Origin of the sequence: Trichocoleus sp. ST-U2, from assembly GCF_039961875.1 — a bacterium.
In the GTDB taxonomy this organism is placed as follows: Bacteria; Cyanobacteriota; Cyanobacteriia; order Cyanobacteriales; family FACHB-T130; genus FACHB-T130.
Genome location: NZ_JAMPJY010000004.1, coordinates 120,481 through 134,850 on the forward strand (window position 1 = coordinate 120,481; position 14,370 = coordinate 134,850).

11 protein-coding genes are annotated in these 14,370 nt (G+C 45.8%); 5 read left to right on the plus strand and 6 right to left on the minus strand.

The genetic code is table 11. The features are described from left to right. Positions 1-13 precede the first annotated feature (13 nt). Positions 14-5,584 (minus strand): CHAT domain-containing protein, encoded by a 5,571-nt coding sequence (locus NC996_RS03955; RefSeq protein ID WP_348259976.1) that lies wholly within the window; start codon positions 5,582-5,584, stop codon positions 14-16. Between the two features lie 588 nt (positions 5,585-6,172). Between NC996_RS03955 and NC996_RS03960 the strand changes: the two genes are divergently transcribed. Continuing rightward, on the plus strand, positions 6,173-6,715 hold the full coding sequence (locus NC996_RS03960) for a hypothetical protein (protein WP_190435517.1): 543 nt from the start codon (positions 6,173-6,175) through the stop codon (positions 6,713-6,715). Between the two features lie 19 nt (positions 6,716-6,734). Here NC996_RS03960 and NC996_RS03965 read toward each other — a convergent pair whose 3' ends face one another. The 4 genes from NC996_RS03965 to NC996_RS03980 all read right to left on the minus strand — a co-directional run bounded on the left by NC996_RS03965 (position 6,735) and on the right by NC996_RS03980 (position 11,503). After that, positions 6,735-8,114, minus strand: coding sequence for a DUF3370 domain-containing protein (locus tag NC996_RS03965; protein WP_190682357.1), 1,380 nt, complete (start codon positions 8,112-8,114; stop codon positions 6,735-6,737). 197 nt (positions 8,115-8,311) lie between these two features. Beyond that, positions 8,312-9,106, minus strand: a complete 795-nt coding sequence (locus tag NC996_RS03970; RefSeq protein WP_190682221.1) for an alpha/beta hydrolase — start codon at positions 9,104-9,106, stop codon at positions 8,312-8,314. A 207-nt stretch (positions 9,107-9,313) separates the two neighbouring features. Then, positions 9,314-10,741, minus strand: coding sequence for a DUF3370 domain-containing protein (locus tag NC996_RS03975; protein ID WP_190682224.1), 1,428 nt, complete (start codon positions 10,739-10,741; stop codon positions 9,314-9,316). A 249-nt stretch (positions 10,742-10,990) separates the two neighbouring features. Further along, on the minus strand, positions 10,991-11,503 hold the full coding sequence (locus tag NC996_RS03980) for a peptidase C15 (RefSeq protein ID WP_190429079.1): 513 nt from the start codon (positions 11,501-11,503) through the stop codon (positions 10,991-10,993). Between the two features lie 136 nt (positions 11,504-11,639). On the opposite strand from NC996_RS03980, the gene NC996_RS03985 reads away from it, so the two are divergent. From NC996_RS03985 to rsmD, 3 genes are all read left to right on the plus strand, one after another. Continuing rightward, on the plus strand, positions 11,640-12,176 hold the full coding sequence (locus tag NC996_RS03985) for a DUF4362 domain-containing protein (protein WP_190682227.1): 537 nt from the start codon (positions 11,640-11,642) through the stop codon (positions 12,174-12,176). An 84-nt stretch (positions 12,177-12,260) separates the two neighbouring features. Further along, complete coding sequence (gene hisH / locus NC996_RS03990; protein ID WP_190682229.1) at positions 12,261-12,896, plus strand: imidazole glycerol phosphate synthase subunit HisH; 636 nt, start codon at positions 12,261-12,263, stop codon at positions 12,894-12,896. Positions 12,897-12,934: 38 nt separating this feature from the next. Further along, on the plus strand, positions 12,935-13,483 hold the full coding sequence (gene rsmD, locus NC996_RS03995) for a 16S rRNA (guanine(966)-N(2))-methyltransferase RsmD (RefSeq protein WP_190682232.1): 549 nt from the start codon (positions 12,935-12,937) through the stop codon (positions 13,481-13,483). Between the two features lie 87 nt (positions 13,484-13,570). On the opposite strand, the gene petG is transcribed toward rsmD, so the two are convergent. Further along, a complete protein-coding gene (gene petG / locus NC996_RS04000; protein ID WP_190411146.1) occupies positions 13,571-13,684 on the minus strand; it encodes a cytochrome b6-f complex subunit V in 114 nt (37 codons plus the stop codon). A 281-nt stretch (positions 13,685-13,965) separates the two neighbouring features. Here petG and NC996_RS04005 point away from each other — a divergent pair, with 281 nt between their 5' ends. Then, on the plus strand, positions 13,966-14,340 hold the full coding sequence (locus tag NC996_RS04005) for a cytochrome c (RefSeq protein ID WP_190411147.1): 375 nt from the start codon (positions 13,966-13,968) through the stop codon (positions 14,338-14,340). The last annotated feature ends 30 nt before the right edge of the window (positions 14,341-14,370 follow it).

A 14,370-nucleotide genomic window follows, 5' to 3' on the forward strand; every position in this document is an offset into this window, starting at 1 on the left:
AAAGGGGGACTGATTACTGTGCTTCTCCAATGAGGGTAAAAGCTGCCCAGTTGAGTGGCTCTGGATGTTGTTTCATCGTGACTAGCATTGCGCTTCGCAATGCCTGGGCTTTATTCGGGTTTTTTTGCACAGTTCGGTAAAACTCTGTCATGAGAAGGGTTGTCGGCTCGTCAGGAACCGCCCACAGGGACACGATCGCGCTAGGTACTCCCGATGAAATGAGCGATCGCGACAAACCGATGACACCATCGCCAGTGATTTTGCCGCGTCCCGTGTGACAAGCACTCAACACCACAAGTTCAGCATTTAGCTTCAGATCAAAGATTTCTCCAGCAGTGAGGAATCCGTTATCGTTCTTGGATGGAGCCAGCGCGATCGCGCCAGGAATGCCTAATTCTTGAATATCATCCAGTAAGCCGTGCGTCGCTAGATGAATTACCCGCGCCTGGGGCATCTGTTGCACAATCTCAACTTTGGTTGCTTTGTCACCAACGATCGCTTGAGTGTTCAAGAGTTTAGCAATCGTCAGCGCTTCCCGTTCGGCACCCGGTAACGGTGCTAGTGGCTGAGGCGTTTGTCCAGCTTTAGTAGTAGGCATCGTGGGCATGGTCGGATTGCCCACCACTAGGACGTTCTTACTATCTAGCGATGTTCTATACAACCCTTCCACACGTTGCTGTTGTTGCTGAGTGAGGTCTAGCACCTCAATTGCTGGAGCGGTTAAAATTGTGTGTTGCTCGATTAAGTATTTGCCATTCGGAGCTTTGAGCGCCGGGAAAGGCAACAAAAATAGCCCACCTTGCGGGATAAATATTACGTGGGAATTTGCGTCTTTCGGCAGAAAATCAGCAATTGGCTCAATCAACACTTGATGAAGTTGCGCTCTAGCGGATTCTCCTTTGTGAATATTGGGACCGTATAAAATACGACTGTTAGCTAGCAATTCTTCAAAGGAATTATTTTGCTGACGTAGCGGTTTCAAGTCAACTCGACGAAACGCCACTTTACCTGTAGGTTGAACGACCCAAATAAAGAGTTCTGATGCCTGACCTCTGAGTTTACCTTGAACTTTGAATTCTTCTTCTGGGACAATTGAATATTCAACTAGCGTGGCATTTTGTTCTTTGGCAATTTTTTTAATTTGGGCGATTGTCGGAGGGTTTAAAGTAGTTTGACGTGCCGAAGCTTCAGGAGATAATCGTTGTTGCAGTAGCTCTACAAACGCACGAGCACGTCCCCGTTCGGAAATTTCCAGAGCCGAATCTTCTTTGTTCTGGGCAATCAGGATTTGTTGCAATAGGTTGTAAGTTAGAACTTGCGTATCAAAAACTGAGACATTATGGATATCGTTTAATCCTGGTCGCAGAGATTCCATAACCTCAACGGCATCGCGGAGGTTTTTCTCAGCTTCTGGGAGTTTGCCGGAAGCAAATAGCGTATGCCCCAGGTTATTGAGAGCCGCCCCCTCTCCTCGTTTGTCACCCAGCGATCGCGCAATTTCTAAACTCTTCTGATGATGTTCAATTGCTTTAGGATAGTCGCCTAAATCCTCATAAGCAATTCCTAAATTTCCGAGTGCCTTGTGCTGTAACTCGCGATTGCTAATTTCTTTGGCGATCGCTAAACTCTGCTGATAATAATCGAGGGCTTTGGTAAATTCGCCCTGAACATGATAAGCAGATCCGAGATTGGCGAGGGTGCTTCCTTGTCCTTCCTTATCGCTAATTTGTCGCGCGATCGCTAAACTCTGTTCGTAAGATTGAACGGCTTGCTGAGACTTGCCCAAATTAGCGTAAATAGCTCCCAAATTTCCTAATGCTCTCCCTTCCCCTGAGCGATCTTTAATGTCCCGCACAATCGTTAAACTTTGTTGATAAGACTTAATTGCTCTATCATATTCACCCAAAGCTTCGTAAGTATTGCCTAAATTTACTGAAACCTGACCTTCTCCCTGACGGTCTTTGGTTTCCTGCATAATCGTCAAAGCTTGCTGATGGGATGCGATCGCGCTTGCATAGTTGCCTACGGCTTTGTAAGCAATTCCCAGATTGGAAAGTGCTTGCGCTTTAGCTGTAGGATTGCCATTTCCCGGTTTCATCGTCAAGAATGGCTCTAAGAGCGCGATCGCATCCCGGTAGTTTTCCTGAACCAGAGAAGCTGCACCTAGAACACCTCTAGCTGCAACTTCCCCCGGAACGTCTTTGAGTTCCTGGTAGATTTTTAATGCCTGTTGCCAAGACTGGACAGCAGATCCAACCTTATTCGGCTGATACTGTTCAAAGCCTTGCTGTAATAGTTGATCTGCCGCTACTTTACGGCTATCTTGAGCGGATGCTGATGCTAGTGGCTGTTCTTCCAAACAACGCGGATCTCGTAGTTGCAGGTTTCTTCGTCGCGGATCTTGCAGTTGTGCAGCGCACACAGCGGCAGATGTTTCAGCAGTTGACAATTTCAGCGTGCCCTCGCTGTTCCGCGTCACGCGGTTAGCATGACGTGCATTTGACCTGTTTTTGAGGCTGTCATCGAAGACGAGAACGCGATCGCTCGAATCCGATAGGCGCGAGTTAGAAGCATCATTTTTCAGCGCAATTAATTGTATATCTGTTGTGAGTTTGTCAGCTCCAGCAGTAGCAGTATCGCTTCCAGTATTCGTGTTGGTGCTATTGCTAGTATTGGTATTAGTGTTTGTGCCAGTATTTGCGTTGGCAACGATATTAGTACCAATATTTGTGTTGTTGCCACTCCCAGTATTCGGTTTAATACCAGTGCCCGTATTCGGATTAGGGTTAGGGTTAGGGTTAGGGTTAGGGTTAGGGTTAGGGTTAGGGTTAGGGTTAGGGTTAGGGTTAGGGTTAGGGTTAGGGTTAGGGTTAGGGTTAGGGTTAGGGTTAGGATTTTGGGCGATTGGGGGAAAAGAACTCTCTACGATAGACCCATAAAAGAAACTGTTACTTCCAGCTCCTACGGTGATCGCTCCCACCGTACCGCTAACATTATTGGGAAACTGACTTGAACCAAAATCAAGAGGTGTGTATTCTTCGTTTTTAATCAATGCAAATGGTTCTTTAAAATCAAAATTAGTATCAAAAATATTATCATAAGGAAGGATTGGTTCAACTGGTTTAAAGGCTTCGTCACCTTTCTTGATTCCAGGTCCCGAATTAAAACCTCCGTTTCCACCTTGGATCAGAATGCTACCTGTGCTACTAGGTTCTGAACTTCCGAAACCATAAATATCAAATTGTTCTGATACATGTGGTTTGGTTGCACCTCCACCTCCATACCGGATACTAATCGGGGCATTAAATTCTCCATCAGGTTTGTTATCACTCGGTCTAGCATGCAAACTAGATGGAATATTTTTTGTAACTACTGTAATTTTTTTTTCAGCATTAAAATCAACCTTTTTACCTTGAAGAAAACTCAGTAATTTTGGATCGTCTTTGGGTTTAACCTCCGCTTCCAAAGAAGATTCAGGAAAAGTATAGCTTTTAGCTTGGAAAAGGCCAGCTGCTGTAATGTCAATACCACCAGCACCCGCATCAATGCTATCGACCACAATATTGCCTGCCGTAGAGGTTAACTTTACATAGCCTTCAGTGCCAGAAGAGTTAATATCAGCGTTATAGGAATTGATTTTTCCAGCGGTAATGCTTGCCCCAAAAATTTTTATATTTCCTCCCCGAAAACTGCCGCCCTGAAACAGGTCAACATTAATATCTTTAACTTCAATGTTGCCCGTAGCAGACATATTAATGGCACCACTTCGAGCTACAATGATGTTAGGGCTGTCAGGGTTATCATCATCGTTTACTGTTGGATCTGGATCTAAAGATGAAGTATTGATGTTTCCGGCAACTTTAATGTTTCCTGACGCAAGAAAAGTTACAGAACCACCATTTCCTTTTAAAGATGAAGTATTAATTGCTCCGGTTGTAATGTTTACGGCTTCAATCTTTAAATTTCCTCCTTGAGTCTGAATAGTATCTCCTGAATTCATAAAAAAGGAACCACCATCGATACCATCAGCATTCGCCTTGAAGGTGACTGTTGAGCCAGAAGTGGTAGCAAGATCCAGACTGTTATCGCTTAAGTCTTCGATAGTAATGTCATTCGTCGCTTCTAAAAGAATATTCGCTACGGTCTTAGAGATAGATTCCAGTTTTTCTACAGAAATTGTAAACGTCGCGTCAGGATTTCCATCATCCTTGAAGATTTTTCCGTCATTTAATTCAGCGTCATTTTCTCCAGCACCATTGACTATCTTGATATTTTTTGGATCGATTTCTAAAGTGCCAAAACTACCTTGAGCGGCACTCAGATCGACCGTGCCCTCAAAAGTAAGGCTGTTCTTCCCTGACACCTCGACAAATCCACCGTTACCGAAATTCTTGCCACCACGGGCGCTGATACTCCCAGAAAAACTGGTTTTCTCATCTGCCCAAACGATTGCTCTACCGCCATTGCCATTGTTGATGGCATCAGCTTTAATCGTTGCGTCCTTACCGACATACGTCTGAGTAGCATTCGGTACTTCACCCTTACCTTGATAGTTGCCGCCAATTAAGGCAGTGCCTCCCTTACCATCTCCAGAGACATTAATTTGAGCCTGCTCAACTAAGGCAACTTTGTTACCCAGCACTTCCACAGTGCCTCCAGCTGCACCTGGTGCTTTATTTGCCGCATCGAGAGTACCAGAGACAATAGTAGTGCCCGTTTCACCATTTATCTGGATGCCTGAGCCAGTTAATACTACCTGTCCGTTTTTAACTGCCACTCCGGTAGCATTGCCCCCACTTCCACCAGTCAGCAGTTGGGGTAATGTGGGAATCGGCAATGTCCAGTTTTCAGGTTGAGTGCCTGCCGTTGCCAAGGGTTGAATATCCAAACCTAGCAGCAGTCCTTGCTGAGTGATGCGGACTACACTTTCACCAGGGATGGCAGCTACCGTAATGTTACCCCCTGGTGCGGAGAGTTGCTCGGTACTGATGACCGTTCCGCCCAGTAAAGTTAAGAAGTTTTGTCCCGGCTGTAAGCTGAGGTTGCCAGCGTTGATAATGGCTCCTGGCTGACTGGTGGTGAAAGCAAAAGCGTTGGGGTTTCCTGTCAGTGCAGCGTAGTTGTTAGAACCTGCTGCATTGAACCAATTTGAGCCGATCCCAATTCCGGTTGCTGTTGTCGCGGTGAAGGAAGCAGGCACGTTGAGGCTGGCTCCTGCGCCGAAGATAATGCCTGCGGGATTCATCAAGAAGAGGTTAGAATTCCCGCCTGTTACCTGAATCAGTCCATTAATCATGGAGGCATCTCCACCAACAACGCGACCCAGGATATTTTGAATCTCTGGTTGGGAGAGAAAGTTAGCAATCTGGTTTGAGTTCAGTCCAAATTTCTCAAAGCTGTGGAAAAGATTCGCTCCAGATTGCTGTCCGCCACTGATGTCGAAGCGATCGCCCTCAAGGACAACATTGGTGCCAGTGCCATCAGTTGCTGGAATAATGGATTGCCCGTGTGCTGCTTGGGTATTAATCGCTCCTACCAAAGGAAAAACTACCAGCAACCGACCGATACTTCTCACCACATTCATAGGATTCTCGCTCAGGATTATCTAATTTTGCAAAACTTAAAATTTTTTTGGCTGCAAGAATAACGCTTAACTTTTAGTCAAGCGTTAACTTATTTTTGCTTGCAGCTATTTATTTTTTACTTTTTCAGCAATTTCACCAACATTATAAATACTGCTTTTTTAAAATGACCCTTCTTTTACGTATCTTTACTTAATCTTCATCAAATCTTTATAAAAAAGTTAGTTTGATTCCGAAGAATTACTCGTTGATTGTAAATATAATCGTCTTCAAGAATTTGTAAAGCTGAGATTCCCGACATCACAAAGAAGCCTGGGAATATGAACTGGTAGAATCTCATGACTTAAATGGATTGCTATAGAGTGGTTTGCGCTAACCGTTAACTCTATGTTTGAGCGAACGGGACTTAAATAAAGTTTGCGTGGATTGCTTATAAATGCAGCGAACAAATGCAAAATTTCTATCGAGAGGAGTGTCCCTAGTTCGAGTTTTTCCCTGACTTGTGGCAGAGGTAGCTAGAAAAAATAGGTGGCATTCTATGAATATATACCTCTGTAGAAAAGAGGGGAAAAACAAAAAAGAGAAACAATATGAAACTAACAAATTGGATAAAAATATTACCGGCTTTCCTAGCGATCGCTTTCGTTGTCCCCGCGCAACGAACCCAAGCTCAGACAACAACCGTCGCTGTTCCTCAACCCACACAGACTGTGGTTCCCACACCGGCAACGGCTCCCGATGGAACCCCGACTTATGGTGCTGAATATGCCTATGACCAGTACATGAGACTGGGGTATGCAGCGACACAAAGAAAGGATTATCCAGCCGCTTTGTCTTACTTTCGGTCAGCACTTGCCGAACGCCCAACTGACCGCTATGCCACACTCGCTTACTGGAATATTACAGACTATTTAAAAGGGCAAGATCCCCCGCCAGCAAGTGCCCCAGCAGCAACAAATTATGACAAATACATGAGAGTTGGCTACGAGGCTTCCAAGAAAGGCGATTATCACACCGCGCTGATTAATTTCCAAAGGGCATTGAAGCAGCGTCCGGGCGATTATTATGCGAGCCAAGCACTGCGGAATGTCCAGACCTATGTCAATCGTGGTCAGGGATTATCCCGCAGATAAAAGGCTAAATTACAACGTTTCAGGAAGTTTTTTCCAAGGTTCTAACCGTTAAAACTTGGGGCGGCGTGGCGTCTGGGGGATAAATAAAATCAACTTTTACCAGTCGGCGATCGCCCGGTAGCATCTTCAAGGTTATCAAAGGTTCGCCTTGCTGACCGCGCCGTTGAACTAAATGCACGTAACGAATTTGCGGTAAGCCTCGGTCATCAGTGTATTGGATCTGGACGGTGCCCCGGAAAAAAACTTGCTGAGGCGGTGGTTCTAGAAAACGCAGTCCTCCTTGCAAGCGATCCTGTTTGATTGGTGTCTGTATTGCCAAGGTTACAGTCTGGCTGTCGTTTGTATCGTTCATCAACGGCAAGGTGAGGCTGTATTGCACTCCATAGTTGCCGTGAGCCATATAAGCGGTATCTGGGTAGCGCACCAACATGGGGGCACTTTGCACTCGTTCGGTGCCGAGAGTGCCGCGAGGAACCGTGCTGAGGCTATAGGAAAACGCTTTTCCTGGTTGGGGAATGCTCAGGTTCACTGCACCCGGTCTTTCTACCAGTCTGGCTTTCCACTGGGAACCTTGAGCGACACCCGCAACACGACCGTAGATCAATTGCCCCTTATTGGCTTCAGGAGAGGTCGGAACGCGATCGCGCGGCTGTGCTAAATTACCAGAATTCAGAAGTGTCTGCCATTCTTCCAGCGTTGGTGCGCGTTCGCTCTTATTGGGATTTTGACGCGCATACATCGCTAAACTCGCCATATAGACTTTGGCATTGCTCCGCAACCGCATCAATGTTGAGCGACCATTCAGTGGCGGCGTTAGCGTCTTTACAGGAATCGGATGATTCATCAACATCCGGCTTTCCCCCGGCGGAATTGTCAACTGAGGGGGAAAATCAGCTTGACGCTGTTCTCGCAAAATATCATTACTGACGCGATCGCCAGGGCCAGCATACACGTTACCCAAGGGATTCTCAATGTGGGATGCCATCGGTATAAATGGCGCATCTGGTTGACTGAGATAACTGGCTGCTTGCAAGATATCCACCGTGACGGGTTGCTTACCGGGATTATGCAGGATGATTCCCAAGTAGAGAGTCCGTAAGTCTTCCGGCGTCGGTGGCTTAGCAATATGATGGGCAAACACATCAAAACGCCCTTGGAAGGGAAAATTTAAATGAGCCGCCGAGGTGCTTTTTTTGCTGGGGGGAAAAGTTGAAAGTAAAATTCCCTCTGTCTGGACTAATTCTGGGCTGTTGCTATTAAAAACTGGCACATCATCCAGTTTGCCCGGTAAAGCGCGGACTTCCTGCGGTTGCACGACCTCAAGTGGTGGTGCAGGGGGTGCAGGTGTGGGGATTGGATTTGTTTGCGCGAGAAGAAAAAGCGGCAAAAAAGTCAGCATGAAGCGATTTCGGAGTCTCACGGTTAGCACTCACCATTTTCTCCGCTGTCGGATGCGATCGCACCCCTATTCTTCTAACTGAGGCGATTCACGCAGGAAGGAGGGGCTTTCGCAGTCGCTAAATCAGCGATTGGAACCAGAAATCGTCGCCCGTAGGCGTAAGCCTTCCCGAAGGGTATGCGAAAGCCCAGAGAAAATTATGCCCTTGTCAATAACATTTCCTCAATTTCTGCAAGAAATTCAAAAGTAATCGTTGTAAATTTATCTGGAAAAAACAGGTTCCATTCGTGGTATCCTTCCTCTACTACTTTTAATTTAGAACCTTTGATTCCTTGTGATAACTCTTGGGCAAATTTTACCGGAGTTAGAACATCGTTCTCTCCCCACAAAATTAAACAAGGGGATTCAACATTTGGTAAAATTGGTCTGATATCTTCTTGTAACGCGATGAATCCCATCTTTATTGTGTTTTCCAGGTTAAATAAGCTGTTATAAAACAAGTTTTTAAAAATAGCACTAACAGGCTGAAGCTTCATTTGCCAAGATTGTGCAGGCATTTCAATTGCCCTTTTCAATACAACTTCCGGTATAGAACCTAGAGGAATTCCTGTACTATCTACGACGATGAGGCTGCGGACAATCGACGGCATCAAAGCTGCCAATGCTATGGCAATTGCGCCTCCTAGGGAATGTCCAACTACATGAACTTTCTTTAAATTTAACTTTTTTACAAAATTACCGATAATCTTTGCATAGTCATTAGAATTTTGAATTTTTTCAGGTGCGGTTGAGTTCCCTAAACCTGGTAAAACCGGCGCGATTACCTGATAACGCTCAGATAAAATATCTAAGCTTTCTTGATAAGGTTCAACTAATACTCCCCATCCGTGTATAAAAAGTATCGGATCTAAATTTGAGGCAATTCCTCCTTCATAGTAGGAAATACAACAGTTATCAAAATTAACTTGCTTTTCGATGAATTTGCTTTTCACTGAATTGACCTTCAATTTTTTGAGACAGTAAGCACTAATTTAGGCATTTGTCAAAAGTGCCTAAATTAGAAGATGTTACATAACTTAACAAGTCTTACCTAGTTTTCTCGTCTGTCTAAAGTAAGGGCACGGCATTGCCGTGTCCCTACGCTTGGAAATGGGGAAGCGAGGCAAACCCCGCAGCCAATACATCAGGAAATTTTTTAACTAAAGTACAAACCGAATTCCATACAGGACACGCATCAATTCCACTAATGACTTGTCACTTACATTCGCTGAGGTATTTTCTAAAGTTTGCACAGTCAGGACTTGCGGCGGCGTCGCATCTGGTGGGTATATCAAATCGACTTGCACCTGTCGGCGACTTGCCGGGGGCATTTTTAGCGTTAGCAGTGGTTCTATTACCTGACCCGTTTGGTGCCACAAATGCACGTAGCGCGTCAGGGGTTTCCCTTGGTCATCCTTGTAGCGCAACCGTACGGTACCGCGAAAAATTGGAAAATGCGGGGGTTGCTGGAAACGCAATCCTCCTTTTGCTAGCTTGTCTTCCTTCAAAGGCGTTTCTAGCGTCAGGGTGACAGTTTGGGGTTGTTTCGTGGAGTTGATTAAGGGCAAGCTGAGGTTGTATTCAACTCCGTAGTTCCCATGTGCTTCGTAAGCGGTATCCGGATAGCGCACTAGCATCTTTGCAGTTTGCACTTGACTTGTACCGAGGGTGCCTAACTTGAGGGAACTGATGGGATAGGAGATAGCGTTACCGGGTTGGGGGATGGTGAGATTTTGGGCATTGGGTTTATCCACCAGTTGCCCTGTCCAAGCAGAACCTTCAGAGACTCCTGCCACGCGACTGTAAATAAATTGCCCGCTGGTTTGCCCTGGAGGAGAGGGGGCTTTATCTCTGGGTCCGGCTAAAGTGCCTGTATCGAGTAAAGTCTGCCATTCTGCTTGGGTTGGTTTCCGTTCGCTGCCATCTGCATTTTTCTTGGCATACATCGCTAAACTGGCTGCATAAACCTTGCCATTACTCTGCAACCGCATTAGTGTAGACCGACCATTGATGGGCTTTTCTAGATTCCGCACCGGAATCGGATGATTCATCAACAAACGGCTTTGTCCCGGTGGTATCACTAGCTGGGCGGGAAAATCAGCTTGTCGCTTGCCTCGCATGACATCGTTGACTGCGCGATCGCCATGACCTGAATATACGTCTCCGTTGGGATTTTCGACATAAGTCGGCAGTTTGATATAGGGCGCATTCTGCATTAGCTGACTTGCCGCTTGCAATACTTCCACTTTGACGGGTTTTGTACCCGGATTATGCAAGATTACGCCCAGATAAAGCGTCTGCAAATCTTTGGGAGTGTGGCTAAAGTGGTGGGCAAATAAATCAAATCTTCCCTGGAAAGGGAAATTAAGATGAGCCGCTGGCACCTTTTTACCATTTGGGGGAAAAGTAGAAAGTAAAATTCCTTCACTTTTCACCCATTCTGGGCTGTTACTGTTAAACATCGGCACTTTATCCAGTTGTCCGGGTAAAGGCATAACTGGCTGGGGTCGCACAATCTCTTGAGGGGCTGGTTTGGGTGGCGGCGGTGGTGTTTGAGCAAGGGGTAAAAAGGGCAAGAATGGCAACATGGGAAGATTAATATTTAAAAACGATAACGACCTTATCCGGAAAAATCGTCTGACTAGACTTCTTAAGAAGTGTGCCCTCAGACTAAATGGGACGACACAAACAAAGCCTGCGTCCGCAAGCTAAATTTACTGTTAGTCAGTGTAGGCGGACTTCGTCCGTGAAGCCACAACTTTACTGAGTCTTCCTTGTACGTTCGCTGAGGATGCTAACCAAAGATTTTCCGGATGGGTGCTAAGACATCAAGGACTTTAAGAAAGTGCCAGGTTCTTCAGAATACATAAAAAATCTGCCATGATTCCCGAAGAGTTTTCCGGAGTTAGGATTGGGACGTGAACGAAAATACAGCGGCTGTTAATTTGGCGTTCTTGTAAGTAGTCTAATACCGAGTAATACAGCCCTTCGCAGACAAATTTACCGGCATCATCGCTGATTTCAGTTGCGACTGAGCCTGTTAATAGTTTTTCTAGATTTACCGATGTTTTTAGCAGTGTGGTTCCACAAGCCGCACAGGATTCTACGCTCAATTGAGTGCGAGACTCTGCCATACCGCAGCAGATAATTGCATCCGGCTGTAATTCGTTAATTTTGGCAAAGACGCGATCGCTTGCTTGAGCAACATCAACGGGTAGCTGTCTTAAAAAACTCAATGATAGCGATAAAGAGTCTAGGTTGCCAACTTCCAGTAATAGATCGTCGGAAGCATTAGAGTTTTGATGGGGAAGCCAGGTAGTAAAAGACGTTAGCAGAATTTTTCGATTCATAAGTAGCTTTGTGGGATGCGTAGATTAGCTTAATCTAACCACTTACCTGCCTGACAGCAACAAATGTTTAGAGAGATGCGTCTTTCCTCTAATAGACGCAAATGTAACAAATGTTGAAATGAGGTTGAGGTAGAAAGTGCGACGATTACTTCTTATTTTAGGAGTGGTGCTTCTGGCATCAGGCTGTAATTTAGAAAAAACCGCTCAAACGCAGACTGTCAATCTGAATCAAGAAAAGATTACAAAAGAAGAAAAGGCTTTGCTTGAGCAGTTGAAGAAAGATAACTCGCTAAAATTAATCGAGTGCCCATTCAGAGAAAAATCAGCTAATTTTGATGAAAACAATTCAAGCAAGTCTTTGCTGAGTTGGGTATTCAAGTTAAAAAAAGGTAATCTTGGAGCAAAAAAAATCTGTATCACCCAAGAGGGAGATCCTGTCACAGAATACATAATCGTTGAAAATGATAAAATAAAGATAGTTTTAGATTCTTCCGAGGATAGATTTGGGACAAGGGATGTAGAAGTATATAATCCCATTCAAATTGAGCGGGGATACTTTGAGGAAGATGACAAAAACTCAAAAATTTTCAAAATTTCGGAATTACAACTGCCTGAAGGTAAAGAAATATTCATTCAGTATGAATTGCCGAACGGTGAAAAGAGATATTTTTGAAATTTTTAACAAAAGAATGTAAAGTTAAAAGAAGGGAACTAGACACCTAACACAAACAACAAAAGTCAGCAAAGGCGCATATTAATGTCAGTCATTGCAGTCATCGACTACGACATGGGAAATCTGCACTCTGCCTGTAAAGGATTGGAAAAAGCGGGTGCAACCCCTAAAATTACGGATTCACCGGCAGACATTGCACGGGCGGATGCTGTAGTGTTGCCCGGAGTGGGAGCTTTCGATCCAGCGGTGCAACACTTGCGATCGCGCCACCTAGTAGAACCCATCAAAGAAGCGATCGCATCCGGCAAACCTTTCTTAGGGATCTGTCTGGGATTGCAAATTCTATTCGATTCCAGCGAAGAAGGCAAAGAACCCGGTTTAGGCATTATCCCCGGTGTGGTGCGACGATTTCGACCTGAACCTAACTTGACGATTCCCCACATGGGTTGGAATCAACTAGAAATCGCCCAACCGGATGCCCCAATCTGGCGGCAGTTACCGTCTCAGCCTTGGGTTTATTTTGTCCATTCTTACTACGTCGATCCCGTCGATCCTCAAATCCGCGCCGCCACGATCGCTCACGGAAGTCAAACGGTGACGGCTGCGATCGCGCGTGATAACTTGATGGCTGTGCAGTTCCACCCGGAAAAATCTTCTACCAGCGGACTGCAAATATTATCCAACTTTGTTGCCCAGGTACGAACCGAAGTTGCCGCATAGTAAAGTTGCCTTAGCGTAGCGGCACGTCTGACCCAATTATGAGCCTCAGAATCTACGGCAATCGCTTACTCAAAACCTTGCCAGGTCAAGAAACCCGACCTACACTAGGGCGAGTGCGGGAAGCAGTATTTAACATTTGGCAGGGCAGCATCAGCGGCTGTCGCTGGTTGGATTTGTGTGCCGGTAGTGGTTCGATGGGCGCAGAGGCATTGTGTCGGGGTGCCAGTTACGTCGTCGGAATTGAACAGTGGAGTCGCGCCTGCGCCATTATCCAGGAAAACTGGCAGCAAGTCGCTCAAGAAGACCAAAAATTTCAGGTATTGCGGGGGGATGTCGTTCAACGATTGAAAACCCTTGGCGGTCAGCAGTTCGACCGGATATACTTTGACCCGCCCTATGCGAGTGAATTATATCAGCCGGTGCTGGAAGCGATCGCGCAGCATCAACTACTGGCTGAAGGCGGTGAATTCGCAGTGGAACACAGTCCTAACAACTGGACGGTTGAACCCGTTCCCGCACTGGAAATCTGTCGCCAAAAGGTTTACGGCAACACTGCCCTTACCTTCTATTGCCCAGCCAGCATCTGAAAGTTTACAACCATTTAAAAAGGTGGGCTGTGCCCACCTCACTCAGCTGACTCAGGAGGGCGGGAGAACCGCGCCCCTACAGCACTTTTATACTCCTAGTTTGTTGTCGCGCTTTTTCTGCATATAGGCAGCGAAGAATAGTCCCGCGAGGGTGACTAAAATCAAACCAAGCACGATACCAGAAAGCAGGGGTTCTACCACGTCAGTACTCCTTTGTTAATGTTTTTTGCCTGTTTCTCATCCTACAAGCTAGAGAGGAAGAACGGGTGAGCCTGTAGCGACACAATTTCAAGGCATCTCCGATTCCAGTAGCAGGCTGGAGAAAACTACGCTTGCCTCGACTCTCTAGAAAATTTAAGCTATGTATATGAATCGAAATCTTTATCGATACACAACCACACATATCGCTATACTCGTTCATTGCATAGCGATCGCTTGCGCCCCGATCAAAAACTGCCCTTACATCTCACTTTCAAAAACCTTTGGATAACCAGCTACCTAAACCTGAAATCCTGATGCAGCGCCTCAGCTTGATGGCATTGGCTGCTTTCCTGGTCATCCTCTTAGCACTTGTTGGGGTTAACCTGTTTCGCGTCTCCGATCCTTATGTCAAGACAGTTTTGACCCTAACGGGCGACTCCGTGAAGGGACACGCGATTTTTCAAATGAACTGTGCGGGATGTCATGGATTGGAAGCACACGGTCGAGTGGGGCCAAGTCTGGAAGCCATCTCTAAGCGCAAGTCTCGCGTAAGAATCATTCACCAAGTCATCAGTGGGGATACACCGCCCATGCCCCAGTTTCAGCCCAGTACCCAAGAAATGGCAGACTTACTGCGTTATTTAGAGGAATTGTAGATGGGAGTGGGCATGGATAATCGCTCATTC

Coding starts and splice junctions, on each gene's coding strand:
- NC996_RS03955 (WP_348259976.1), bottom strand. CDS start 5,584: ATGAATGTGGTGAGAAGTATCGGTCGGTTGCTGGTAGTTTTTCCTTTG.
- NC996_RS03960 (WP_190435517.1), top strand. CDS start 6,173: ATGAAACTAACAAATTGGATAAAAATATTACCGGCTTTCCTAGCGATC.
- NC996_RS03965 (WP_190682357.1), bottom strand. CDS start 8,114: ATGCTGACTTTTTTGCCGCTTTTTCTTCTCGCGCAAACAAATCCAATC.
- NC996_RS03975 (WP_190682224.1), bottom strand. CDS start 10,741: ATGTTGCCATTCTTGCCCTTTTTACCCCTTGCTCAAACACCACCGCCG.
- NC996_RS03980 (WP_190429079.1), bottom strand. CDS start 11,503: ATGAATCGAAAAATTCTGCTAACGTCTTTTACTACCTGGCTTCCCCAT.
- hisH (WP_190682229.1), top strand. CDS start 12,261: ATGTCAGTCATTGCAGTCATCGACTACGACATGGGAAATCTGCACTCT.
- rsmD (WP_190682232.1), top strand. CDS start 12,935: ATGAGCCTCAGAATCTACGGCAATCGCTTACTCAAAACCTTGCCAGGT.